This is a genomic window from Ancylobacter sonchi, assembly GCF_018390695.1.
GTDB lineage: Bacteria > Pseudomonadota > Alphaproteobacteria > Rhizobiales > Xanthobacteraceae > Ancylobacter > Ancylobacter sonchi.
The window spans coordinates 416,709-442,032 of sequence record NZ_JAHBGF010000036.1 but is presented as its reverse complement, the minus strand read 5'-3'; the positions used below and the strand labels follow the sequence as shown (position 1 = coordinate 442,032).

General features: G+C 68.1%; 21 protein-coding genes. 9 read left to right on the top strand and 12 right to left on the bottom strand.

What is annotated here, in order from left to right; all coding sequences use genetic code 11:
• Positions 1–257: 257 nt before the first annotated feature.
• Entirely contained in the window at positions 258–3,644 is a 3,387-nt protein-coding gene (locus tag KHC28_RS22810) for a hybrid sensor histidine kinase/response regulator (protein WP_214010899.1), read from the top strand.
• Positions 3,634–4,569: a response regulator transcription factor gene (locus KHC28_RS22805; protein ID WP_214010643.1), complete on the top strand. Its 936-nt coding sequence runs from the start codon at positions 3,634–3,636 to the stop codon at positions 4,567–4,569. The genes KHC28_RS22810 and KHC28_RS22805 overlap by 11 nt, the downstream gene beginning before the upstream one ends.
• A 23-nt stretch (positions 4,570–4,592) precedes the next feature.
• Here KHC28_RS22805 and KHC28_RS22800 read toward each other — a convergent pair whose 3' ends face one another.
• The 3 genes from KHC28_RS22800 to adh form a co-directional block, all read right to left on the bottom strand.
• Positions 4,593–5,012 (bottom strand): DUF779 domain-containing protein, encoded by a 420-nt coding sequence (locus tag KHC28_RS22800; RefSeq protein ID WP_214010642.1) that lies wholly within the window; start codon positions 5,010–5,012, stop codon positions 4,593–4,595.
• 161 nt (positions 5,013–5,173) lie between these two features.
• Complete coding sequence (gene adhP, locus KHC28_RS22795; protein WP_214010641.1) at positions 5,174–6,202, bottom strand: alcohol dehydrogenase AdhP; 1,029 nt, start codon at positions 6,200–6,202, stop codon at positions 5,174–5,176.
• 129 nt (positions 6,203–6,331) lie between these two features.
• Entirely contained in the window at positions 6,332–7,849 is a 1,518-nt protein-coding gene (gene adh, locus KHC28_RS22790; RefSeq protein WP_214010640.1) for an aldehyde dehydrogenase, read from the bottom strand.
• A gap of 242 nt (positions 7,850–8,091) precedes the next feature.
• Here adh and KHC28_RS22785 point away from each other — a divergent pair, with 242 nt between their 5' ends.
• Positions 8,092–9,975, top strand: a complete 1,884-nt coding sequence (locus KHC28_RS22785; RefSeq protein WP_214010639.1) for a sigma-54-dependent Fis family transcriptional regulator — start codon at positions 8,092–8,094, stop codon at positions 9,973–9,975.
• A gap of 3 nt (positions 9,976–9,978) precedes the next feature.
• On the opposite strand, the gene mnhG is transcribed toward KHC28_RS22785, so the two are convergent.
• Genes mnhG through KHC28_RS22755 form a run of 6 tightly spaced genes read right to left on the bottom strand, consistent with a single transcriptional unit; the run spans position 9,979 to position 16,046 of the window.
• Positions 9,979–10,350, bottom strand: coding sequence for a monovalent cation/H(+) antiporter subunit G (gene mnhG / locus KHC28_RS22780; RefSeq protein WP_214010638.1), 372 nt, complete (start codon positions 10,348–10,350; stop codon positions 9,979–9,981).
• Positions 10,347–10,640 (bottom strand): K+/H+ antiporter subunit F, encoded by a 294-nt coding sequence (locus KHC28_RS22775; protein ID WP_214010637.1) that lies wholly within the window; start codon positions 10,638–10,640, stop codon positions 10,347–10,349. Before KHC28_RS22775 ends, mnhG begins: the two co-directional genes overlap by 4 nt.
• Positions 10,637–11,146 (bottom strand): Na+/H+ antiporter subunit E, encoded by a 510-nt coding sequence (locus KHC28_RS22770; RefSeq protein ID WP_246565110.1) that lies wholly within the window; start codon positions 11,144–11,146, stop codon positions 10,637–10,639. The genes KHC28_RS22775 and KHC28_RS22770 overlap by 4 nt, the downstream gene beginning before the upstream one ends.
• Positions 11,143–12,801: a monovalent cation/H+ antiporter subunit D gene (locus KHC28_RS22765; protein WP_214010636.1), complete on the bottom strand. Its 1,659-nt coding sequence runs from the start codon at positions 12,799–12,801 to the stop codon at positions 11,143–11,145. The genes KHC28_RS22770 and KHC28_RS22765 overlap by 4 nt, the downstream gene beginning before the upstream one ends.
• Entirely contained in the window at positions 12,801–13,139 is a 339-nt protein-coding gene (locus KHC28_RS22760) for a Na+/H+ antiporter subunit C (protein ID WP_214010635.1), read from the bottom strand. The genes KHC28_RS22765 and KHC28_RS22760 overlap by 1 nt, the downstream gene beginning before the upstream one ends.
• Positions 13,140–16,046, bottom strand: a complete 2,907-nt coding sequence (locus KHC28_RS22755; RefSeq protein ID WP_214010634.1) for a monovalent cation/H+ antiporter subunit A — start codon at positions 16,044–16,046, stop codon at positions 13,140–13,142.
• Positions 16,047–16,142: 96 nt separating this feature from the next.
• On the opposite strand from KHC28_RS22755, the gene KHC28_RS22750 reads away from it, so the two are divergent.
• The gene (locus KHC28_RS22750; protein ID WP_214010633.1) at positions 16,143–16,370 is read left to right on the top strand and encodes a helix-turn-helix domain-containing protein; all 228 of its coding nucleotides are present in this window, start codon (positions 16,143–16,145) and stop codon (positions 16,368–16,370) included.
• A 116-nt stretch (positions 16,371–16,486) separates the two neighbouring features.
• Positions 16,487–17,374, top strand: a complete 888-nt coding sequence (locus KHC28_RS22745; protein WP_214010632.1) for a DMT family transporter — start codon at positions 16,487–16,489, stop codon at positions 17,372–17,374.
• Positions 17,375–17,380: 6 nt separating this feature from the next.
• On the opposite strand, the gene KHC28_RS22740 is transcribed toward KHC28_RS22745, so the two are convergent.
• Both KHC28_RS22740 and KHC28_RS22735 read right to left on the bottom strand, forming a co-directional pair.
• Positions 17,381–18,340, bottom strand: a complete 960-nt coding sequence (locus KHC28_RS22740; protein WP_214010631.1) for a threonine dehydratase — start codon at positions 18,338–18,340, stop codon at positions 17,381–17,383.
• 76 nt (positions 18,341–18,416) lie between these two features.
• Positions 18,417–19,541: a mechanosensitive ion channel family protein gene (locus KHC28_RS22735; protein WP_214010630.1), complete on the bottom strand. Its 1,125-nt coding sequence runs from the start codon at positions 19,539–19,541 to the stop codon at positions 18,417–18,419.
• A gap of 182 nt (positions 19,542–19,723) precedes the next feature.
• On the opposite strand from KHC28_RS22735, the gene KHC28_RS22730 reads away from it, so the two are divergent.
• The 4 genes from KHC28_RS22730 to KHC28_RS22715 all read left to right on the top strand — a co-directional run bounded on the left by KHC28_RS22730 (position 19,724) and on the right by KHC28_RS22715 (position 23,912).
• Positions 19,724–20,782: a patatin-like phospholipase family protein gene (locus KHC28_RS22730; RefSeq protein WP_214010629.1), complete on the top strand. Its 1,059-nt coding sequence runs from the start codon at positions 19,724–19,726 to the stop codon at positions 20,780–20,782.
• A 3-nt stretch (positions 20,783–20,785) separates the two neighbouring features.
• On the top strand, positions 20,786–22,240 hold the full coding sequence (locus tag KHC28_RS22725; RefSeq protein ID WP_214010628.1) for a GntP family permease: 1,455 nt from the start codon (positions 20,786–20,788) through the stop codon (positions 22,238–22,240).
• Positions 22,241–22,275: 35 nt separating this feature from the next.
• Complete coding sequence (gene gltS / locus KHC28_RS22720) at positions 22,276–23,481, top strand: sodium/glutamate symporter (RefSeq protein WP_214010627.1); 1,206 nt, start codon at positions 22,276–22,278, stop codon at positions 23,479–23,481.
• A gap of 107 nt (positions 23,482–23,588) precedes the next feature.
• Positions 23,589–23,912, top strand: coding sequence for a YXWGXW repeat-containing protein (locus KHC28_RS22715; protein ID WP_214010626.1), 324 nt, complete (start codon positions 23,589–23,591; stop codon positions 23,910–23,912).
• A gap of 63 nt (positions 23,913–23,975) precedes the next feature.
• Here KHC28_RS22715 and KHC28_RS22710 read toward each other — a convergent pair whose 3' ends face one another.
• On the bottom strand, positions 23,976–25,217 hold the full coding sequence (locus KHC28_RS22710; protein WP_214010625.1) for an alpha/beta hydrolase: 1,242 nt from the start codon (positions 25,215–25,217) through the stop codon (positions 23,976–23,978).
• Positions 25,218–25,324 lie beyond the last annotated feature (107 nt).

Below are 25,324 nucleotides of genomic sequence, written 5' to 3'. Positions count from 1 at the left end.
GCGGGAGGTGTGGAGGTTCTACTTTTCGGATGGTGGGAAAAGGCAGATGTCGGCATGGCCTGCCGGCGTTTTCATTTTCCATTTCGGCACGAGTTCATGGATCGCGTTCACGGAGTGCGTGAGTGCGCGATGCAATCCATGCGTGCGTGGTGCGTTTCTTGCTGGCGTGCGACCGGCCCGGACGAGGCCGGCGGCAGAACGTGGCGTGGGAGGAAGCAGGAGGCATGTCGGGCGTCGAGGCGGCGAGGCGGGAAACCATGGCGGCCGAGCAGAAGATCGTGCGCGTGCGACGCCGCTACAACCAGTGGGTCGTCAACGAGACGCTGGAAGACTACGCGCTGCGCTTCACCGCCAAGAGCGCGCGGCGCTGGTCGGCGCTGCGCGTCGCCAACACCGCGCTCGGGGCGGTGTCGTTCCTGGCGCTGGAGGCGATCGGCGGTGCGGTGACGCTCACCTATGGCTTCCACAATGCCGTGGCGGCCATCCTGGTCGTCTGCGCGCTGATCTTCGCCACCGGCCTGCCGATCAGCTACTACGCGGCGAAATACGGCGTTGACATCGACCTGCTCACCCGCGGAGCCGGCTTCGGCTATATCGGCTCGACGCTGACCTCGCTGATCTACGCCTCCTTCACCTATCTGTTCTTCGCCATCGAGGCGGCGATCATGGCGCTGGCGCTGGAGATGTGCTTCGGCGTGCCACTGATGGTCGGCTATTTCGTCAGCGCGCTGGCGGTGATTCCGTTGGTGACGCACGGCATCACCTTCATCAGCCGCTTCCAGCTCTGGACCCAGCCGGCCTGGGTCCTGCTCAACATCGTGCCGCTTGCCTTCGTGATCTATGCCGGCGGGGATTCGCTGGATGCATGGACGCGCTATGCCGGCCGGCTCGGCGCGGCGGACGGTTCCTTCGATCCGCTGCTGTTCGGTGGGGCGGCGACGGTGATCTTCGCGCTGGTGGCGCAGATCGGCGAGCAGGTGGATTTCCTGCGCTTCCTGCCCCGGCGGGCGCCCGGGCGTAGCGCGGCGGCCCGTAACATGGTGTGGTGGCTCGCGCTGTTGTCGGCCGGTCCGGGCTGGATCGTCGTCGGCGGGCTGAAGATGCTGGCGGGCTCCTTCCTCGCCTATTTCGCGCTGACCCATGGCGTGCCCTTCGTCCACGCGGCCGAGCCGACGCAGATGTATCTCGTCGCCTTCGAGATCGGGCTGTCGCCGCAGGCGGCGCTGGTGGCCACCGGGTTGTTCGTCATCCTCGCCCAGCTGAAGATCAACGTGACGAATTCCTATGCGGGCTCGATCGCCTGGTCGAACTTCTTCTCGCGGCTGACCCACAGCCATCCCGGCCGGGTGGTGTGGCTGGTGTTCAACGTCACCATCGCGCTGATGCTGATGGCGCTTGGCATCTACAAGGTGCTGGAGCAGATCCTCGGCCTCTACGCCATCGTGGCGGTGGCGTGGGTGGCGGCGCTGGTAGCCGACCTGGTCGTCAACAAGCCGATGGGCTGGAGCCCGCCCGGCATCGAGTTCAAGCGGGCGCATCTCTACGACATCAACCCGGTGGGCGTCGCGGCGGTGATGGCCGGCACCGGCATCGCGGTGCTCGCCTTTGCCGGCCTGTTCGGCGCGGCGCTGCAGGCCTTCGCCCCCTTCGTCGCGCTGGTGGTCTCCTTCGTCACCGCCTGCGGCGTCGCCTGGGGCACCGGCGGGCGCTACTACCTCGCCCGCCAGGCGTCCAAGAAGTGGGAGGGGCGCAGCACGCTGAAGTGCTGCATCTGCGAGCACAAGTTCGAGCCGGAGGACATGGCGCACTGCCCGGTCTATGCCGGGCCGATCTGCTCGCTGTGCTGCTCGCTCGATGCGCGCTGTCACGACCGCTGCAAGGAAGAGGCGCGCTTCCCCGACCAGATCCTCGCCATGCTGCGGGCAACGCTGCCGGTCTGGGCGGTGGCGCGCATCAATTCGCGGCTCGGCCACTATATCGGCGTGCTGTCGCTGCTGGCGGTGGTGATCGGCGCCATTCTCGGGGTGATCTATTTCCAGGCCGCGCTGTCGCCGCCCGCCGAGCGCGAGGCGATCGGCGGCATGCTGTTCACCCTCTATTTCATCCTCCTGATCATCGCCGGCGTCGCCGCCTGGCTGTTCGTGCTGGCGCAGGAGAGCCGGCGCGTCGCGCAGGAGGAAAGCAACCGGCAGACCGCTCTGCTGATGCGCGAGATCGAGGCGCACAAGCGCACCGATGCCAAGTTGCAGAAGGCCAAGGAGGTGGCGGAGGCGGCAAACCTCGCCAAGAGCCGTTATGTCGTCGGCATCAGCCATGAACTGCGCACGCCGCTCAACGCCATTCTCGGCTATGCGCAGCTACTGGAGCGCGACGCGGCCATTCCCTCGCACCGGCGCGACTCGATCCGGGTGATGCGGCGTTCGGCCGAGCATCTCTCCGGGCTCATCGACGGGCTGCTCGACATTTCCAAGATCGAGGCCGGGCGGCTGCACCTCACCCGCGACGAGGTGCGCATCGGCGATTTCCTCGACCAACTGGTCGACATGTTCCGCCTGCAGGCGACCGCCAAGGGCATCGATTTCGTCTATGTCCGGCCGGAGCGGCTGCCGATGGTGGTCTACACCGACGAGAAGCGGCTGCGGCAGATCCTCATCAACCTGTTGTCCAACGCCATCAAGTTCACCCATTCCGGCCGGGTGGCGCTGCGCATCACCTATCGCAACCAGGTGGCCGAATTCGAGGTCGAGGACACCGGCATCGGCATTCCCGAGGCCGACCACAAGCGCATCTTCGAACCTTTCGAGCGCGGCGAGCGGGCCGGCACCTATTCCACCGCCGGCATCGGCCTTGGCCTGACCATCACCAAGCTGCTCACCGAGATCATGGGCGGCGAGATCTCGCTGACCTCCGTGCCGGGGGCCGGCAGCGTCTTCCGGGTGAAGCTCATGCTGTCGGAGGTGCCGCGGCCGAGCCGGAACACCGCCATCCCGCATCGGCGGATCGCCGGCTATGCCGGGCGGCGGCGCACCGTGCTGGTGGCCGACGATGACAGCGCGCATCGCGACCTGATGCACGAGGTGCTGGTGCCGCTCGGCTTCACCGTGCTCGCCGCCGCCGACGGCGTGGCGGCGCTGCAGATGGTGCGGCAGTGGGAGCCGGACCTCGTGCTGCTGGACATTTCCATGCCGGGCCTGAACGGCTGGGAGGTGGTGCGTCAGCTGCGCGACGAAGGCTTCGTGCGGCTGCGCGTGCTGATGATTTCCGCCAATGCCGGCGAGATCATCGGCGAGGGGCTCGACGCGCGGCGCCATGACGACCAGATGGCCAAGCCCGTGCAACTCGCCGCGTTGCTGGAGAAACTGGAGAGGCTGCTGGAGCTCACATGGATCGTCGAAGGCCAGGTCGTGCCGCCGGCGCCGGTGGCCCCGGCCTCGCTGCGCCCGCCGGCGGGCGGACATATCGAGGACCTGATGAAGCTCGGCGAGATCGGCTACGTGCGCGGCATCCAGGCCAAGCTGGCCGAGATCGAGGCCGCCTCGCCGGAAAACGGCGCCTTCGTCTCGCATATGCGGGACCTCATGGACACGTTCGACCTCAAGCAATACATGGCCGTACTGGAGGCGTTGCGCAGCGATGATGCATAGCGTGGAGCGCCGCGACATCGTCCTTGTGGTGGACGATTCGCCCGAAACCCTGAGCCTGTTGACCGATGCGCTGGAAGCCGCCGGCGCCACCGTGCTGGTCGCGGTGGAGGGAGCCAACGCGCTCGCCCTCGTCGAGCGCATCACCCCCGACGTCATCCTGATGGACGCGATGATGCCGGGCATGGACGGTTTCGAGACCTGTCGCCGGTTGAAGGCCAACAAGGCGATCGCCCATGTGCCGGTGATCTTCATGACCGGCCTGTCGGAAACCGAGCAGATCGTGAAGGGGCTGGAGGCCGGCGGCGTCGACTACGTCACCAAGCCGATCTCACCCTTCGAGCTGATCGCCCGCATCCGCGTGCACCTCGCCAATGCGCGGCAGACGCACAGCGCGCGGGCGGCGCTCGACGCGTCCGGCCGCTTCCTCATGTCGTCCACCGCGCAGGGGCGGGTGCTGTGGAGCACGCCGCAGGCGACCGCTCTGCTCACCGCCATCACCGTCTCGCCGCCCGGCGACGCCTTTCTGCTGCCGGAAGCGGTGCGCCGCTGGCTGGCCAACCGGCGCAGCGACGGCGCGCCGGGGGCTGGCCGCGAGGCGATCGACCTGCCGGTGGAGGGCTCGGCCCGGCGACTGCGCCTGTCCTATGTCGGGCAGATCGGGCCGGACGAATTGCTGCTGCGCATCGTCGAGGATGAAGGACTGGCGCCCGAACAGGTGCTCAAGGCCAGGCTCAACCTCACGCTGCGCGAGGCGGAGGTGCTGATGTGGCTGGCGCGCGGCAAGGCGAATCGCGATATCGGCGAGATCCTCGGCCTGTCGCCGCGCACGGTGAACAAGCATCTGGAGCAGATCTATTCGAAGATCGGCGTCGAGAACCGCGCGGCGGCGACGGCGCTGGCGGTCACCGCGCTGACGCCGCGCTGAGGGATCGGCGGTGCCTGCGCCGGCTACGCCGCGGCGCCGCGACCGAGGGGCGCGAGGTGGTCGAGGTCGGCGTCGGTGAACAGGCGGGAGCGGGTGAGGAAGCGCACGCCGCGTCCATTCTCCAGGCTGAACATGCCGCCGCGCCCGGGCACGACGTCGATGATCAGCTGGGTGTGCTGCCAATAGTCGAATTGCGACGGGCTCATGTAGAAGGGCGCGCCGCCAATCTCGCCGAGCCGCACATCCTCGTCGCCGACGATGTAGTCGCCTTGTGGGTAACACATCGGCGAGGAGCCGTCGCAGCAGCCGCCGGACTGATGGAACAGCACCGGCCCGTATTCGCCGCGCAGTTCTGCGATGAGCGCCAGAGCCGCATCGGTGGCGAGGACGCGCGGGATCATGTCGGCGGCAACCGGCGGATCGGCGGTGAGGGCGTCGGTCATGGTCTCCTCCCGTTCATCGCCGCGGGCGTCTTGTTAGTGTGGCGCGGCGGCTGGTCCTGCGAAGATGGGCCTCGAACGCTCCGCCGGCAAGCGCGAGGCCGGGTGCGGGCCGTCGCTGCGAGAAGCCGGGCAGCGGGATGCCGCCCGGCATCCCGGTCTGCTCAGGCGGCGATGTCGAGCACGATGCGGCCGTCGATCTTGCCAGCATGCATGCGGGCGAAGATGTCGTTGATGTCCTCGAGCTTGCCCCGCTCCACCGTCGCCTTCACCTTGCCCTCGGCAGCGAATTCGAGCGATTCCTGAAGGTCGAGCCGGGTGCCGACGATGGAGCCGCGCACCGTGGTGCCGTTCAGCACCATGTCGAAGATCGGCAGGTCGAAGGCGCCGGGCGGCAGCCCGTTCGCCACCAGCGTGCCGCCGCGACGCATCATGCCGAGCGCCTGGCTGAACGCCTTGGGCGAGACGGCGGTGACGAGCACGCCATGAGCGCCGCCGATCTCCTTCTTCAGCACCGCGACCGGATCCTGCTCCCGCACGTTGACGGTTACGGCGGCGCCGAGCTTGCGGGCGAGGTCGAGCTTGTCGTCGGCGATGTCGACCGCCGCGACGTTGAGGCCCATGGCCCGGGCATATTGCACGGCCATGTGGCCGAGGCCGCCGACGCCGGAGATCACCACCCAGTCGCCCGGCTTGGTGTCGGTCATCTTCAGGCCCTTATAGACCGTGACGCCGGCGCACAGCACCGGGGCGATGTCGACGAAGCCGACATTGGCCGGCAGATGGCCAACATAATTGGGATCGGCGATCACATAGTCGGCGAAGCCGCCATTCACCGAATAGCCGGTGTTCTGCTGCTCCTCGCACAGCGTCTCCCAGCCACCGAGGCAGTGGGGGCAATGACCGCAGGCGGTGTAGAGCCAGGGCACGCCGACACGGTCGCCTTCCTTCACATGCTTGACGCCGGCGCCCACGCCGGAGACGTAGCCCACGCCCTCATGGCCGGGGATGAAGGGCGGGTTCGGCTTCACCGGCCAGTCGCCTTCGGCGGCATGAAGATCGGTGTGGCACACGCCCGACGCCTGGATTCGGACCTGGATCTGGCCCGGGCCGGGCTCGGGAACCGGCACCTCCTCGATGACGAGGGGCTTGCCGAATGCGCGGACTACCGCCGCTTTCATCGTCTTTGCCATGAACGCTCTCATCTCCGTTTGCGCCGGCACCGGATGCGCCGGCCACCATGGTTCCGGCGGGATGGAAGCGCATTCCATCCCGCCGATCCTTGATCTGACCCCGCGTGACGGGCGGTCAGAAAATCAGGCTCAGAAGAAGCCGAGCTTCTTCGGCGAGTAGCTGACCAGCAGGTTCTTGGTCTGCTGGTAGTGGTCGAGCATCATCTTGTGGGTCTCGCGCCCGATGCCGGACTGCTTGTAGCCGCCGAAGGCCGCATGGGCCGGATAGGCGTGGTAGCAGTTGGTCCACACGCGCCCGGCCTGGATGGCGCGGCCGAAGCGATAGGCGCGGTTACCGTCGCGGCTCCACACGCCGGCGCCGAGGCCGTAGAGCGTGTCGTTGGCGATGGAGAGCGCCTCGTCCTCGTCCTTGAAGGTGGTCACGGACACGACCGGCCCGAAGATCTCCTCCTGGAAGATGCGCATCTTGTTGTGACCCTTGAACACGGTCGGCTTCACATAGTAGCCGCCGGCCAGGTCGCCGCCGAGCTCGTTGCGCCCGCCGCCGGTGAGCACCTGCGCGCCCTCCTGCTTGCCGATGTCGATATAGGAGAGGATCTTCTCCAGCTGCTCGGAGGAGGCCTGCGCCCCGATCATCGTCGCCGGATCGAGCGGCGAGCCCTGCACGATGGCCTCGACACGCTTCAGCGCCCGCTCCATGAAGCGGTCATAGATGCTCTCGTGGATGAGCGCGCGCGAGGGACAGGTGCAGACTTCGCCCTGGTTCAGCGCGAACATCACGAAGCCTTCGATCGCCTTGTCGAAGAAGTCGTCGTCCTCGGCGGTGACGTCCTTGTGGAAGATGTTCGGCGACTTGCCGCCGAGCTCCAGCGTCACCGGGATCAGGTTCTGGCTGGCATACTGCATGATCAGCCGGCCCGTCGTGGTCTCGCCGGTGAAGGCGATCTTGGCGATGCGCGGGTTGGAGGCGAGCGGCTTGCCGGCCTCGAGGCCGAAGCCGTTGACGACATTGAGGACGCCGGGCGGGAGGAGGTCGCCGACCAGTTCCAGCAGCAGCAGGATGCTGGCGGGGGTCTGCTCGGCGGGCTTCAGCACCACGCAATTGCCGGCCGCGAGAGCGGGGGCGAGCTTCCACACCGCCATCAGGATCGGGAAGTTCCACGGGATGATCTGGCCGACCACGCCGAGCGGCTCATGATAGTGATAGGCGACGGTGTCGTGATCGATCTCGGACAGCGCGCCTTCCTGCGCACGCACGCAGGCGGCGAAGTAGCGGAAATGATCGATGGCGAGCGGGATGTCGGCCGCGGTGGTCTCGCGGATCGGCTTGCCGTTATCCCAGGTCTCGGCGAGCGCGATGGTGTCGAGGTTCTCCTCCATGCGGTCGGCGATCAGGTTGAGGATACGGGCGCGCTCGGCGGCCGAGGTCTTGCCCCAGGCGTCCTTGGCCTTGTGGGCGGCGTCGAGGGCGAGCTCGATGTCGTCCTTGTCGGAGCGGGCGATCTCGCAGATCTTGCCGCCGGTGATCGGCGAGGTGTTGTCGAAATAGCGGCCGTTCACCGGTTCGACGAACCGGCCATCGATATAGTTGCCGTAGCGGGCCTTGAAGGGCGACTGGCGGGTGATGGCGATTTCTGGCTTGTTCATTTGGATTCCTCCCGGGTTGGGTGGACCCTTGATTGCACCGCCTGTGCCAGAGCTTTGTCGCGGCGCACAAAATCGTTGACGCGACACGGCAAAATATTGAAACCATTGGCCTAAGAATTCAGTTCACATTGGTTTCAAAACAATGGGTGTGGACCGCGCGCCGGAACTTTGCCACAACTGTCGGAGAGAACGACAATAACTAAGAACATGTGTTGCACAATGCGACACTCCGGGAGGAGCCTATGCGAGCCGACACGGTTTCGAGAGCGGTTTCCACCGCCCGCCGGCAGTTCTTCAATGAGGGGCGGCCGCCGCAATCGCTGGTCGCCGAACCGATCCTGCGCTCGTGGCGGCGATGCGCCGATCTCGGCCTCGACAACCAGGTGCTGCCCTCGCTGGTTCCGCTGACGGCGGGCGAACTGCGCCAGGCGGGCGAGCGCAATGAGCGACTGCGGCAGCTGAGCCGGCCGGAGATCGAGAGCCTCTACGCCGAGGCGATGCAGACCGGCTGCGTCGTCATCCTTACCGACGCGTCCGGGCTGATCCTGGAATCGCGAGGCCATACCGCCTTCGCCTCGCGCGCGGCGCAGGTGGCGCTCCGGCCCGGGGTGGACTGGAGCGAGACGGCGACTGGCACCAATGCGGTGGGCACGGCGCTGCTGGAGGGGCGGCCGATCGCCGTGCATGGCGGCGAGCACTATTTCGACCCGCACGGCATATTGAGCTGCTCGGCCGCGCCGATCATGGACCCGTTCGGTCGCGCGGTGGGCGTGCTCGATCTTTCCGGGCCGGCGGCGGTGGATCATCGCCACGCGCTTGGGCTGGTCCGCCTCGCCGCCGAGCAGATCGAGCACCGTTTCTTCGACGAAGGGTTTTCCGGCCTCAGGGTGCTGCGCCTCGGCGTCGACCGGGCGTTGCTCGGCACCGCACGCGAGGGCGTGCTGGTGTTCGACGGCGAGCGGCTGGTGGCGGCGAACCGCCATGGTCTCGGCCTGTTCGACATCGACTGGTCGGCGCTTGGCCATCGCAGCCTCGACGAACTGGTCGAGAGGCTGCCGCAGGAGGCGGGCATCGCCGAGATCGAGGCGGCGGGCGGACGGGTGCTGTTCGGCCGGCTGGATGGCGAGGCGGCGGTTCCGTCGCGCGGCCCGGTACGTACCAGTGTCGCGCCGCGCGGCTTGCCGCAATTCGGCGAATTGCTGCTGCGCGCGGAAGACGAGCGTGCTCTGCTGCGCGCCGTGAAGATGACCGATGCCGGGGTCCCCGTGCTGATCCAGGGCGAGACCGGCACTGGCAAGGAGATGGCGGCGCGGGAGGTGCATCGCAGGGGCCCCCGCGCGGCCGGGCCCTTCGTGGCGGTGAACTGCGCGGCGATCCCGGAGACGCTGATCGAGGCCGAGCTGTTCGGCTATGAGGAGGGGGCCTTTACCGGCGCCCGCCGCCATGGCCGCAAGGGCCTGCTGCGCGAGGCGGAGGGCGGCGTGCTGTTCCTCGACGAGATCGGCGACATGCCGCTTGCGTTGCAGTCCCGCCTGCTGCGGGTCCTGCAGGATCATCAGGTGCTGCCGCTGGGCGGGGGACGGCCGGTGGGGGTGGATTTCGCACTGGTCTGCGCCACCCATCGCAACCTGAAGAGCCTCGTCGACAGCGGGGCGTTCCGCTCGGACCTGTATTTCCGCATCGCGCACTACACGATCGAGCTGCCGGCGGTGCGGGACCTGCCGGAGCGGCTGGCCACGGTGCGCGCGCTGTGGCGGCGGGCGGCCCGGGACGAGCGGCTGGTCCTTGCCGCCGAATGCGAGCAGCGGCTGGCCGCCTATGATTGGCCGGGCAATTTCCGCCAGCTTGTCGGCGCGCTCCGGATGCTCGCTGCTCTGGCCGAGCCCGGTCAGCTGGTCGGTTCCGATCTGCTGCCGGAGGAAGTCGCAGCCCCAGTGCGCGTGGGGCAGGAGCGCGGGCCTGCGGCGGCGTCTCCCGTCGCAGCCGAGCCGGTCGATCTCGACGCCATCGAACTCGCGGCGATGCGGCGCGCGCTCGATGTCCATGGCGGCAATGTCTCGAAGGCGGCGCGGGCGCTCGGCATCAACCGCTCGACGCTGTATCGCCGGCTGCTCAGCACGCACTGAGCCTCAGCCGTCGCGGCGCTCCAGCGAGGCAAGGTCGCTTTGCGGCACCTCGGGGTTGCCCTCGACGCGGTCGCGGTGAAGGGAGGCGCGGGCGAGCAGCATCAGCGTCACCGGGGTGGTGATGGTGACGAAGAGCGCGATCAGCACCTCATGGATCAGCGGCCGGCTCTGCAGGACGCTGAAGCAAACCATCGAGCCGATCAATATGCCGCCGACGCCGAGGGTGGCGCCGAGGGTGGGGGCGTGGACACGGGCATAGAAGCTGTTCAGCCGCAGCAGGCCGATGGAGCCGATCAGCGCGATCGCGGCGCCGAGAACCACGAGGGTGCCGACGAGGATCGCGGCCCAGAGCGGCAGGAGCGGAGCGTTGCTCATTCGATCACCTCGCCGCGCATGAGGAACTTGGCGAGCGCCACCGTGCCGGAGAAGCCAAGCAGTCCGATCGCCAGTGCCGCCTCGAAATAGAGCGTGGTGCCGGAGCGGATGCCGATGGTGAGCAGCAGCAGCATCGCGTTCACATAGAAGGTGTCGAGCCCGAGGATGCGATCTTGCGCCCGCGGGCCGATGAGAATGCGATAGGCGGCGCAGCTCATGGCGAGGCCGATCAACAGCTGTGCGAGCGTGAGCGACCAGCCGAGGATGAGGATTTCGAGCGGCGGGGTCATTCGAATATCTCCATCAGCAGGCGCTCGTAGCGATGCTTGATGAGGTCGATCCAGCTCTGCTCGTCGACGAGGTCGAGCACATGCAGCAGCAGCGTGCCGCGCGTCGGGTCGTGATTGACCCACAGCGTACCCGGAGTGCAGGTGAGGATGATGGCCAGCACGGCAAGGCCGTACTCGTTGCGCAGGTCGAGCTGCACCGTCATGAAGCCGGCATGGTCGCTGTGCCGGTTGCCGCGCAGGATAATGGTGCCGACGGCGAGATTGGAGCGGAACACGTCGACCAGGACCCGCAGGGCGAGGCGCAGCATCGCCGTCGGCCGCTTCAGCCGGGCAGGCTGGGGATCCAGCGCAGTCATCACCCAGGTGGCGCCGAGGGCGACCAGCGAGCCGAGCACGATGTGCCCGGGCGCCAGTGACTGCTGCAGCAGCAGCCACATGGCGAGCAGCGCCAGGAACAGCAGCGGGAAGGGAACGACCCGGCGCAACAGGCCCGAGGGGCGGTTCATGGCTTGCCTCCCGTCCCGGTGGTGGGTCGCAGCGGTACCGTGCCGGCCGGCGCGATGCCGAGGATGTCGCGGGCATATTCCTGCGGCCAGTAGAGCATCTGCGCGGTGGCATCCATGTAGCGCATCGCCGGGCCGCCGAACACGGTAAGCAGCATGCAGAGCGCCAGCAGCGCGCCGACCGGCGCCGCCTCCACCGCCCGCACGCGCGGGATGGCGCCTTCACCCGGCATCCACAGCGTGCGGATGCCGGTACGGGTCATGGCGATCAGCGTCGCGAAGCCGGTGAACATCAGGAGGGTGATCAGCACCCAGTTGGCGATGGAGATCGATCCCGCCTCGTTGATCAGCGCCGAGAGCATCGCGACCTTGCCGACGAAGCCCGACAGGGGCGGCAGGCCGGCGAGCAGAGCGGTACAGGCGACGAAGGCGCCGCCCAGCAACGCGATGGTGGCCGGGATCGCCACGCCGACCTCGCCCTCGTCGTCGTCCTCCTCCTCGTCGCTCTCGCCGTCGCCATAGGCCTCCATGGTGACCGCCAGCACGTCGGCGCCGGCGTCGCGGCCGCGCTCGATCAGTTCGATCAGCAGGAAGAAGGCGGAGATCGAGAGGGTCGAGGTGATGAGATAGAACAGGGCGCCGGAGATCACCGCGCTGTTGGTGGTGCCGATGGCGGCCAGGATGGTGCCCGACGACACCAGCACGCTGTAGCCCGCGAGGCGGAGCATCGATTGCGACGCCAGCACGCCGATGCCGCCAAAGGCAATGGTCGCCATGCCGCCGAAGAACAGCCAGTCGGCGCCGAAACCGGCCGAGTTGCCCGCCTCGCCGCCGAAGCAGAGCAGGAACAGCCGCAGGATCACATAGATGCCCACCTTCGTCATGATGGCGAACATGGCGGCGATCGGCGCGCAGGCGGCGGCATAGGTGGTCGGCAGCCAGAAGCACAGCGGCCACATGCCGGCCTTGATCAGGAAGGCAATGCCGAGGATGGCCGCGCCGGTCTCGAACAGCGCCCGCTCGTCGATGTTCAGCGAGGGGACCAGCCGGGCGAGGTCGGCCATGTTCAGCGTGCCGGTGACGCCGTAGATGATCGCCACGCCGATGAGGAACAGCGAGGAGGCGACGAGGTTGACCGGGATGTAGTGCAGCCCGGCCTTCACCCGCGCCGTGCCCGAGCCGTGCAGCACCAGCCCGTAGGAGGCGGCGAGCAGCACCTCGAAGAACACGAACAGATTGAACAGGTCACCGGTCAGAAAGGCGCCGTTGAGCCCGGTGAGCAGCAACAGGAACAGCGTGTGGAAGCGCGGCCCGGCCTTGTGCCAGCGGGCGAGCGCGTAGAGCAGGCTGCTCAGGCCGAGCACCGACGTCAGCACCAGCATCAGCGCCGACAGCCGGTCCACCACCAGCACGATGCCGAACGGGGCCGGCCAGTTGCCGAGCGGGTACACGATGACTGTCGCGTCGCCATCGGTGTCGATGGTGGCCGCGCGGATCAGCAGCGTCACCGCGATCACCAGCAGGGCGGTGACGGTGGCGAGGCTCAGCGTCATCTTCAGCCGGCGACGCCGCTCGTCGAACAGCAGCATCGCCGCGCCCACCACCAGCGGCAGCAGGATCGGCACGATCACCAGATGGTCGGCGAGCGAACGGACCATCAATCCTCCCGCCCGTTGACGTGGTCGGTGCCGGTGAGGCCGCGCGCCGCCAGCAGCAGCACGAGGAACAGCGCGGTCATGGCGAAGCCGATGACGATGGCGGTGAGCACCAGCGCCTGCGGGGTGGGATCGGCCATGGTGGCGGGATCGCCGACGCCCGGGCCCGGCAGGATCGGCGGCGCGCCGACCTTCAGCCGGCCCATGCTGAAGATGAACAGGTTCACCGCGTAGGATATCAGCGAAAGGCCGATGATGACCTGATAGGTGCGCGGGCGCAGCAGGAGCCACACGCCCGAGCCGGCGAAGACGCCGATGCCGATGGCGAGCACGATTTCCATCTAGTCTCCCTCCGCCGTGCGGCTCGACCGCGTGCGGCGCAGCGATTGGTGCGCCAGCGCCACCAGCATGAGCACCGTGGCGCCGACCACCACCGCGAAGATGCCGAGATCGAACATCAGCGCGCTCGCCACCGGGAACTTGCCGACGATCGGCCAGTCGAGATAGCGCGCATGGGTGGTGAGGAAGGGATAGCCGAACCACCAGGAGCCGGCGCCGGTCGCGCCGGCGATCAGCAGGCCGAAGCCCATCCAGCGCAGCGGCAGCACGCGCAGATGGTCCTCCACCCAGCGGGTGCCGGCGGCCATGTACTGCACGATGAAGGCGATCGACAGCGTGATGCCGGCGGCAAACCCGCCGCCCGGCAAATCGTGGCCGCGCATGAACAGGTAGACCGCGAAGGTGGCGATCACCGGGAACAGCCACTGCATGACCAGGCGCGGGATCCACAGATAGTCCGCCACCGTGTCGCCCGGCGTGCGGTCGGGCGCGGCCTCGTCATACTCGTCCTGAAGGCGCTGCTGCTCGGGCGCCTCGATGCTTTCCAGCGCTGGGCGGAAGCGGCGCAGCAGCGCATAGACGGTGAGGCCGACCAGGCAGAGCACCACCACTTCGCCCAGCGTGTCGAAGCCGCGGAAATCGACCAGTATGACGTTGACGACATTGGTGCCGCCGCCGCCGATATAGGCGCGCTCGACGAAGTAGCGCGAGACGCTCTCGCCGAGCGGGCGCGTCATCATGGCATAGGAGATGATGGCGATGCCGATGCCGACGAAGGTGGCGATGGCGAGGTCGGCGTAGCGGCGCACCAGCACGGAGGGCGGCGGGCTGGTGGGATAGGTCTCCTCAATGCGCTTGGGCAGCCAGCGCAGGCCGAGCAGCAGCAGCACGGTGGTGACCATCTCGACCAGCAGCTGGGTGAGCGCGAGGTCGGGCGCCGACAGCCAGGCGAAGGTGATGGAGCTCACCAGCCCGGCGCCGCCGAGCAGCACCAGGGCGGCGAAGCGGTGGAATTTCGCCTGCCAGGCAGCGGCGATGGCGCAGCCGGCGCCGACGGCCCAGAGCAGCGCGAAGGCCGGATCGAAGGCGGTGAGCGGCAGCGTGCCGTCCGCGACCATGCCACGCAGCCAGAGAGGCGAGACGGCGGCGAGGAGTGCCACCACCACCACGATGCGCAATTGCGGTTGCAGGCGCCGGCTGCCGAGCGCGCGCTCCAGCGTCCGGGCGAGCTGCCAGGAAATCACGACCAGCATGCGCTCGAAGATGCGCTGGCCCTTCAGTTCGCGCACCAGAGGCGGGCCTTCGACGCCGCTGTCGAGATAGGTCCGCAGCCCGAGGAACAGCGCCACGCCGCCGATCATGGCGATGATGCTCATCACCAGCGCCCAGGTGAGGCCGTGCCAGATGGCGAGGCTGTAATAGGGCAGGTCCGGCCCGATGACGGCGCGCGCGGCATTGGCCAGAAGCGGACCGACCGTGTAGCTCGGCACGATGCCGATCAGCAGGCAGATCAGCACCAGGAACTCGATCGGAAAGCGCATCCAGTGCGGCGGCTCGTGCGGCATGCGCGGCAGGTCGGTAGGCGGCGGGCCGAAGAACACGCCGGTGATGAAGCGCAGCGAATAGGTGACGCTGAAGATGCCGGCCAGCGTCGCCCAATAGGGCAGGCTGTCGTCGAGCAGCGAGCCGGTGTGGTTCTCCACCGCCTCGGCGAAGAACATTTCCTTGGACAGGAAGCCGTTGAGCAGCGGCGTGCCGGCCATTGCCGCCGCCGCGACCATGGCGAGCGTCGCGGTGAACGGCATGTAGCGGAACAGGCCGGACAGCTTGCGCAGGTCGCGGGTGCCGGTCTCGTGGTCGATGATGCCGGCGGCCATGAACAGCGACGCCTTGAAGATAGCGTGGTTCACGGTGTGGAAGATCGCCGCCACCGCCGAGAGCGGGCTGCCGAGGCCGAGCAGCAGGGTGATGAGCCCGAGATGGCTGATGGTGGAATAGGCGAGCAGCCCCTTGAGGTCCTGCTGGAAGATCGCCGAATAGGCGCCGACCAGCAACGTGATCAGGCCGGCGGGGACGACGAGGTAGAACCAGGTGTCGGTTCCGGCCAGCACCGGCCATAGCCGGGTCATCAGGAAGATGCCGGCCTTCACCATGGTCGCCGAATGCAGATAGGCGGAGACCGGGGTCGGCGCCGCCATGGCGTGCGGCAGCCAGAAATGGAACGGGAACTGGGCGCTCTTGGTGAAGGCGCCGAGCAGCACCAGCACCACCACCGGCACGTAGAGCGGGCTGGAGCGGATGAGGCCGCCGGCGTTCAGCACCTCGTCGAGCTCGTAGCTGCCGACGATCCGGCCGATCAGCAGCACGCCCACGAGCAGGCAGAGCCCGCCGGCGCCGGTGACGGTGAGTGCCATGCGCGCGCCGTCGCGGGCCGCTGCCGTATGGTGCCAGTAGCCGATCAGCAGGAAGGAGAAGAGGCTGGTCAGCTCCCAGAAGAACACGATCTGCACGAGGTTGCCCGACAGCACCACGCCCAGCATCGCGCCCATGAAGGCGAGCAGGAAGGAAAAGAAGCGCGGGACCGGGTCCTCGGCCGACATGTAGTAGCGGGCGTAGAGCACCACCAGCGCGCCGATGCCGAAGATGAGCAGCGCGAACAGCCAGGCGAGGCCGTCGAGCCGGAGACTGACATTGATGCCGAGCATCGGCAGCCATTCGAGCACCAGCCGCACCGGCTCGCCGTGCGCAACCGATCCGTACATCAGGACGATGAGGCCGCAGCCGGCGACGGCGATGGCGCCGGCCATGAAACCTGCGGCGTTGCGGGCATGGGTGGGAAGAAAGGCGGCGAGCGCACTCCCCGCGAATGGCAGCAGCAGCGCGAGGAGGAGAAGCTGGCCGTTGGACATGGTTTTGCCGCCTCCTCGCCCGGCCGGGAAACCCTCGATCTTGCGCGATTTCGCCCATTATGGTTGATTTGCTCGGTCCTAGGCAAGGCGGAAACGATGGATCTGTCGCCTGAACAATGCCGCGCCGCACGCGGGCTGCTCGACTGGACGCAGGAGTGTCTTGCGAGCCGCGCCGGAGTTTCACGCTCGACCGTGCGCGATTTCGAGCGGCATCGCCATATGCTGCATCGCGGCACCGAGACCCTGCTGATCCGCACCCTGCAGGAGGCGGGGGTGGTGCTGCTGCCGCCCGGCGAGCACGGGCACGGCGTGCGGATGCGCTGACGTAGCGGCAGACTGACAGCGCGCGGGTTGACAGCGCGAGTGCTTGGCCCTAGCGCCATGGCGCCGACCCGTCCGGACCGGCACCGTTCCCGCGCCTGCCAGCAGCGAGCCTCTCCATGAAGCCGAAGGATCTGACCGCCTACATCGCCCTCGCGGTGATCTGGGGCCTCTCCTTCGTCGTGGTGCTCAGGGTGGTGCAGGCCTTCGGCTGGGTCGGGGCGGTGACGCTGCGCGCCTTCGTCGCTGCCGGCACGCTGCTGATCATTGCCGCGCTGACCCGCCGGCGGCTGGATTTCTCGGTCGGCTGGTCGCGCCTGGCGGTGGTCGGCGCGACCACCGTCGCGCTGCAGCTCGCCGGGCTGAACTATGCGATGCCGATGATCGGCACCGCGATGTCGGCGATCCTGGTCGCCACCATCCCGCTGTTCTCCATGCTGATCGCGCAGGTCGCCGGCGTCGAGCGGCTGAGCACGCCGCGCAAGGCGGGGCTGGCGCTCGGCTTCGCCGGAGTGGTGCTGCTGGTCGGCTTTCCCGCCGTGCCGCCGACAGCCTCGTTCATCCTCGGCTGCCTCTGCTCGCTGGCCTCCGCCTTTTTCGCGGCTCTGGGATCGAACTATGTCGGCCACCAGCTTCGGCATGTCGGCGCCTGGGAGGTGACCATCGGTTCCTTCCTCACCGGCGGCGCCATGCTGCTGCCGCTGCTGGCCCTGGTGCCGGTCCCCGGCTCGCCGCTGCCGCTCGACTACCTCCTGCTGTTCATCGCCGGCGCGCTGATGAGCGGGCTGACCTATCTGCTGTATTTCTGGCTGGTGGGTCGGATCGGTGCCACGCGGGCGGTCAGCGTCGAATTTGCGGTGACGCTGGTCGCGGTCGCGATCGGCGCCGGGCTGCTGGGCGAGCCGCTTTCCCTGCCGCAGATGATCGGCGCGGCGACGGTGGTGTGCGGCTGCATGCTCGTGCTCGGGCTGTTCGGCCGCGGCGGGCCGAAGCTGGCGGCTTCCTGATGCCGATCACCCGCCGGCCAGCACGCGGTTGCGGAACAGCGCGAGGTCGATATTGCCGCCGCTGAGCGGCATCCCCACCCGCCGGCCGGCCATGGCGTCGTTCTCCTTGAGCAGCGCGGCCAGCGGGGCGGCGCCGGCGCCTTCGGCCAGCTGGTGCGTGTCGGTCCAGTAGGCGCGGATGGCGGCGGCGATCTCGTCGTCGCTCACGGTGACGATGCGGGCGGCGCCCTTTTCGATGATGGCGAACGCGGCCGGATCGGGAATGCGCACGGCGAGGCCGTCGGCGAAGGTGTCGGCGCGTTCCGTTTCCACCGGCCGGCCGGCGGCGAGCGAGAGCGCATAGGCCGGCGCGCCGGCGCTTTGCACGCCGACGATCTCCGTATCGAGGCCGAGCAGGTCGCGCACCAGGATCGCCCCGCAGATCGAGGAACCGAGGCCGATCGGCACATAGAGCGTGTCGAGCGGCCCGGCGTGGCGGAACAGTTCGAGCGCCCAGGTCGCGACCCCGCGCACGAGGTCGGCGTGGAAGGACGGCGCGAAATAAAGCCCGTCCTGCCGCGCCAGCCGCATCGCCTCAATGCGCGCCGCGTCGAAATCGGTGCCGTGCTCGATCAGCTTCGCCCCGAGCGCGCGCATGGCGGCGTTCTTCTCGGTGCTGTTGCCCTCTGGCACTACGATGGTGACCGGTAAGCCGTAGCGACGCCCGGCGAAGGCGAGCGACTGCCCGTGATTGCCGCGCGTCGCCGAGATGAGGCCATTCGGCGCGAGGTTTTCCCGCGCCAGCCGCTCGACATGGATGAGACCGCCGCGCACCTTGAAGGCGCCGGTGGGCGTGAGGTTCTCATGCTTGACCCAAAGCTGCGCACCGGTGCGCGCCGCGAGCAGCGGCCAGGCATAGGCCGGTGTCGGCGCGAACACCGCATGGAGCTGTGCGGCGGCGGCTTCCAGTTCGTCGAGGCTGAACATTCCGATCTCCTGTCTCTGCCGGAGGGCATAGACGGGGCGGGGAGGAAGGGAAATCCGATTCTGCCCGAGGCCGCCGTCAGGACGCCAGATGGGCGACGGGCGGGCGATCCGCGGCGAGGGGCGGCGGCCCGGCGATCTCGGCGCGCAGGCGTGGCAGCGCGGCCGGGTAGCTTTCCTGCAGGAAGGCGATCAGCTTCTCGCGCACCTCGCAGCGTATGTCGAAGGTGCGGCCGGAGGTGCTGGCGCTGACCAGGATGCGCACCTCCATCACGCTCTCTTTGAAGTCGGTGACCTGGACGTTCACCACCTTGCGGTCCCAGAGCGGCGAAGCGCGGACGATCTCCTCCACCTTCGCGCGCACCGCATCGACCGGTACGCTGTAGTCGAGATAGATCATCACCGTGCCGATCAGCGCCGAGCCCTCGCGCGTCCAGTTCTGGAACGGCTGCTCGATGAAGTAGCTGAGCGGCAGGATCAGGCGGCGCCAGTCCCAGATGCGGATCACCACGTAAGTCGAGGTGATCTCTTCCACATTTCCCCATTCCCCCTCGACCAGCAGTGCGTCGTCAATGCGGATGGGCTGGGTAACGGCGAGCTGGATGCCGGCGATGAGGTTCTTCAGGAAAGGCTGCAGCGCGAGGCCGACCACCAGGCCGGCGGCGCCGGCGGAGGCGAGCAGCGACACGCCATATTGCTGTACGCTCTCGAAGGTCATCAGCGAGGCGGAGAGCGCGATGGTGAAGATCACCGTCGCCGCCACCCGGCGCAGGATGCGGGTCTGGGTGACGTGCTTGCGCGCCAGCAGGTTGTCCTCGGCATCGAGCTTGAAGCGCCGCAGATAGACCGTCACCCAGATGTGCAGCGCCGTGTGGGCGAGCCAGGCGACGAGGGTGATGAAGCACAGCACCAGTATGTGGCGGACATAGAAGGTCTGCGGCAGGCTGAGCGGCGCCACCGGGGCGGCGATGCCGAGAAAGATCACGATGGCGGCGAGCCGCGTCGGACCCTCGGTGCGCGAGACCAGCGAGCGCCAGAACAGGTCCATGTCGCGCACCAGCCGGGTGATAAGCCGGAAGGCGATGCGGTGGACGATGACGCCGACGCACAGGGCGATGGCGAAGAAGAGCAGGCTGATCAGCCAGTCCGGGGCCCAATAGAGCGTGCTCTCGATCTCGTTCGCCAGACGCCGCACTGTCAGCATGCATCCCCTCCGCGTTCGCCGGGGCTAACGCCCGCTCGCCGGAAGGCGTTCCCCCGCGGTGCGATATTTTTGCTGCGGTGCGGTGGAAAGTTGCGACGGATCATGTTGCGGTCGTCGACGGTAGAATATGGTCGGTCGCGATGGAGGCCGCTCAGGGCTCCGGCACGTCGGGGAGACGGGACATGACCGAGGCGGAACCGACAGACGAAGCTACCGGCGGCACAGCGCGCGTACCGCTGCTCGTCGATCTCGCCTTGCAGGGCGGTGGCTCGCACGGCGCCTTCACCTGGGGGGTGCTCGACCGGCTGCTCGAGGAGCGCTGGCTTACCATAGACGGCATTTCCGGCACCTCCGCCGGCGCGATGAACGCCGCCGTACTGGCCTATGGTTATGCCAAGGGCGGGGCCGAGGGGGCCCGCGAGGCGCTGGCGCATTTCTGGGGCGAGGTCTCGAACGCGGCGCGGTTCAGCCCGTTCCAGCGCGGTCCGCTCGACCGCCTGCTCGGCCGCTGGACGCTGGACAGCTCGCCGGTGTTCATCGCCATGGACCTGATGTCGCGGCTGGTCTCGCCCTACGACCTCAATCCCGGCGGCAGCAACCCGCTGCGCGGCATTCTCGAGCAATTGATCGATTTCGAGCTGCTGAAGACCTCGCCGATCAAGCTGTTCATCACCGCCACCAGCGTGCGCACCGGGCGCGGCCGGGTGTTCCGCAATGGCGAGATCACCCCGGAAGTGCTGCTGGCCTCCGCCTGCCTGCCGACCATGTTCCAGGCAGTGGAGATCGACGGCGAGGCCTATTGGGACGGCGGCTATTCCGGCAACCCGACCATGACGCCGCTGGTGCGCGAACTCGATTCCGACGACACCATTCTGGTGCCTATCAACCCGGTCGAGCGCGAAGGCACGCCGGACAATGCCCGCGACATCCTCAGCCGGCTGAACGAGGTGTCGTTCAACGCCGTGCTGCTGAAGGAGCTGCGCATGATGGCGCTGATGCGCAAGGTCGCCGATCCCGGTAATTCCGAGGGCGCGCAATGGGCGAAGATGCGCATCCACATGGTGCCCAATCCGGTGATGGCGACGCTCGGCTACTCCTCCAAGCTCAACGCCGAGCGGGAATTCCTCGACCTGTTGCGGGAGGAAGGGCGCCAGGCGGCCCAGACCTTCCTCGATACCCATGGCGATGACATCGGCAAGCGTTCCACGCTGGACATCGACCAACTAATCGAAGGGGTGTGAGCGATGGGGCTCCTCGGAATTCTCGTCGGCCTCGGCCTCCTCATCGCGCTGGCCTTCCGCGGCTGGTCGGTGCTGCTGCTGGCGCCGATCGCCGCGCTGGTCGCCGCCGCCTTCGCCGGCGAGCCGCTGCTCGCGCATTGGACGCAGACCTTCATGGGCAGCGCGGCGCGCTTCGTGGCGCAGTTCTTCCCGCTGTTCCTGCTCGGCGCGCTGTTCGGCAAGATCATGGACGACAGCGGTTCCGTCACCGCCATCGCCAATTTCATGACCGAGAAGCTCGGCGCCGAGCGGGCAGTGCTCGCCGTCGTGCTGGCCGGCGCCTTCGTCACCTATGGCGGCGTCAGCCTGTTCGTCGCCTTCTTCGTGCTGGCGCCGATGGGCCTCGCGCTGTTCCGCGCCGCCGGGGTGCCGCGCCGGCTGATGCCGGCGGCCATCGCGCTCGGCACCTCCACCTTCACCATGTCGGCGCTGCCCGGCACCCCCTCGATCCAGAACGCCATTCCGATGCCGTTCTTCGGCACCACGCCCTTCGCGGCGCCGGGGCTCGGCATTCTCGCGTCGGTGATCATGCTCGGCTTCGGCCTGTGGTGGCTGCGGCGCGCCGAGGCCAGGGCGCGCCTTGCCGGCGAGGGCTTCGGCGTCGACGAGCCGGCGCCGGTCGATGCCGCCGCGGAGGATCCGCTGGTGCGCGAACGCGCCACCACCGCGCGCGAGTTCGATCCCGCCGAGATCCATAACGGCGTGCATGCCTATGCCAACCCGCCGATCGCGCTGGCGGCGCTGCCGCTGATCGTCGTGGTGGTGGTCAACCTCATCATGTCGATGGCGGTGCTGCCCAATCTCGACACCGCCTATCTCGCCGAGCCGCGCTGGGGCGAGACCTCGCTGGCGGCGGTCGGCGGCGTTTGGTCGGTGGCGGTGGCGCTCACCGCCGCCATCCTCACCGCGCTCGCCATCAACTGGCGACGGCTGCCGGGGCTGCGCGCCACCATCGATGCCGGCGCCAACGCCTCGGTGCTGCCGGTGTTCAGCGTCGCCAGCCTGGTCGGCTTCGGCGCCGTGGTCGCGGCGCTGCCGGCCTTCGAGCTGGTGCGCGAATGGGTGCTCGGCATCGAGGGCGGCCCGCTGGTGTCGCTGGCGGTGGCCACCAACATCCTCGCCGCGCTGACCGGCTCGGCCTCCGGCGGCCTGACCATCGCGCTCGATGCGCTCGGCCCGACCTTCATGCAGATCGCCGGCCAGACCGGGCTCGACCCGGCGCTGATGCACCGCGTGGCGGTGATCGGCTCCGGCACGCTGGACAGCTTGCCGCATAATGGTGCGGTGGTAACGTTGCTGGCGGTCTGCGGCACGACTCATCGCGAGAGCTATCTCGACATCGTCATGGTTGGTATCGTCGGTGCCGTCGTGGCACTGGTCGCGGTGATCGTGCTGGGCTCGGCGGTCGGATCGTTCTGATCGGGCGGCGATGCCGCCAGCATGCGTGAGGACTGATGTCGACGATTCAGATTTCCGGCCTGCTTACCTTCACCATCTCCATCCTGGTGTTCTTCGCCGGCTCCGGCATCAACAAGGCGTTCGAGCCGCTACGCCGTTTCAACATTCCCGAGGCGGTGACCGGTGGCCTGCTGGCCGCGCTGGCGACGCTGATCGCCTATAGCTTCTTCGACACCGAGATCGTGTTCTCGCTGGCGGCGCGCGACATGCTGCTGCTGTATTTCTTCACCGGCATCGGCCTCAATGCGCGGCTCAGCGACCTGATCTCGGGCGGGCGGCCGCTGCTGATCCTGCTGGCGCTCACGGTGAGTTATCTCGTCATCCAGAACCTGATCGCCGCCGGCAGCGTCGCCCTGCTGGGCCTGCCCGAAGGCGTCACCGTGTTCCTCGGCTCGGCCTCGCTGATCGGCGGCCACGGCACCACCATCGCCTGGGCACCGCTGATCGCCCAGCGCTTCGGCCTCGCCAATGCGATGGAGGTCGGCATCGCCGTGGCGACGCTCGGGCTGGTGGTGGCGAGCCTCGCCGGCGGTCCGATCGCCAAGTACCTGATCGGCCGCTACAAGCTGCACGGTCCGCCGACGGACGAGCTGTTGATCGGTGTGCCGCAGAAGGAAGAGGGGACGCCGCGTGACGAGGTGACCCATGTCAGCCTGCTGCGCACCATACTGGTGATGAACATTGCCATCCTCATCGGCTTCGGCGTCGAGGAACTGATGGAAGAGGTGGCGCTCAAACTGCCCCTATTCGTCATCTGCCTGCTGGTCGGCATCCTGCTCACCAATATCGTGCCGCGCGTGGTGCCGCATGTCGCCTGGCCCACGCGCACCCGTGCGCTGGCGCTGATCTCCGACCTGTCGCTCAACATCTTCCTGGCAATGTCGCTGATGAGCATGCAGCTGTGGACGCTGGACGGGCTCGGCCTCAGCCTCGTCATCGTACTTGCGGTGCAGACGGTGGCGGCGGTCGCCTACATCATCTTCGTCGTCTTCCCGGCGATGGGGAAGAATTACGAGGCGGCGGTGATCTCCTCCGGCTTCACCGGCATCAGCCTCGGCGCGACCCCGACCGCCATCGCCAACATGACGGCGGTGACCAAGGCGCATGGACCGGCAACGCGTGCCTTCATCGTGCTGCCGCTCGTTTCCGCCTTCTTCATCGATATCATCAATGCTGTGGTCATCGGCTTCATGGCCCGCTGAGCGCGGGCGATGGGCTTTCTCTCCATGACCCGCCCTTGGCGGGCGATGGGCTTTAGCCTCCGGGCCCGCCAAGGGCGAGCCGGGGGCCTCGATGCAGGGATGACATGATGATCAATCGACGTTCGCTTCTTGCCGGCCTGTTCTCGGCCGCCGCACTGGCGCCGCTGGCGCTGGGCACCGCGAGCGAGGCCGAGGCGCAGGCCCGCCCGATGGCGCCGCCGCCCCCGCCGCGCCGCGAGCGGCGGCCGCCTCCGCGTCGCGGCTATACCTGGGTGCCGGGCCACTGGAACTGGCGTCGCGGCCCGGGCTGGGTGTGGCAGCCGGGCTATTGGGAGCCGAACCGGCGCGGCTTCACCTATGTCGGCCCGCGCTGGGTGCTGCGGCGCGGTGCCTGGGTCTACGAGCCGGGCCGTTGGGTACGCAGCTGGTGAGCCGACGGCTCCGTTGAGACTGTCCGGCCGGGCGCTTGTGGGCGCCCGGCCGTTCCGCACGGCCTATTGTCGGGCGGGGTTGCCGCCGGTGTTCTTGATTACCTGGCCGAACTGGTCGACCTGTGCCTCGTAGGTACGACGGGTTTCCGGATCGAAGATGGCGATCGGCGCGCTGATGGCGACACTGGCAGCGCTGCCCACCGTCTGGCCGACGCCCATGGCGGCGGCGCCGATGCGGTCGCCCAAGCTTATGTTGGAATCCGTCACGGTCTGGCCGGCGACGAGGCGGGTGCCGATCAGCCGCACCACTTCCGGCGACTCGGCGAAGCGGCCATGGTTGAGCACGTCGCCGGAGCGCATAGCCGTCAGGTCCACCACGGTGATGCCGGCCTTTTCCAGCTCGGCGTAATAGTCGCTCGGATTGATCTGGCCGAGCCGGTCGACGCTGCCGGCGATGCGCCGAGAGACCTGCAGCGCGCGGTCGTCCTGCGAGGTGAACACGGTGAAGCGCGCCGTCGGGTGATGCAGCGCGCGCCATTGCGAGGCGAACACGTCGACATCGACATCCGGCGAGGCGAGGATCACGTCGGTGATCTTCGGCGGCAGCTTGCCGCGGCGGATCGACATCTGCCGCAGGCCCTCCATGGCGAGCCAGGCTCCCATGGAATGCGCCATGATGGTGACGTCCTTCACCTCCGGGTCGTTGGCGATCTCCCAGACAGTCTCCTCGAAGGCGTCGCGCGAATAGATGGTGCTCTCGCGGTCGAACAGATAGTCGAACACCCGGGCGCGCGAGGGCCAGGTGAACAGCACCGGCGTCGCGTCGGCCTTGGAATCGTGGGAGATCTGCGCGAAGCGGTAGACTGCGTCCTCGAAGCGGTTGTTGAAGCCGTGCACGAAGATCAACACCCGCCGGCTGGGCGACAGGTGCTGATGCAGCCAACTGCGCGACGCCTTGAGGCCGTCGAGCGGCTTCGCCTCGAGCGTGGCGAAGTCGGTCTGCGGGTTGGGCGGCAGCCGGCGCGGCCACTGCACTTCGCCGACCCGGCGGTTCTGGTCGGGCGGGATCGACACCACGAAGGAGGTCAGCGCCACCTGCCGGCCGCGCTCGCCGGTGAACAATATGGCCGGATCGTCGGAGGGCGCGCGGGTGGTGGCGACCAGCATGTCGACCTTGGTCGCGTCCGGTGCGGTCTCGACGACCGGCGAAAGCACGCCGACCGGCCGGCTGGAGCAGCCGGCGAGCAGCAGACCGGCGACGGCGACGGCGAGCAGCCGGGCGGTGATCCCTGCCGCCTGCCGCATGGTTCTGGCTCGTCCGATCTGCATACTCGTAACGCTGCCCCGTTCGCCGGCGGGACGATCCGCCAACGCGTCGATCCAGGAGGGCCATCGATATCGAAGCCGGGGAC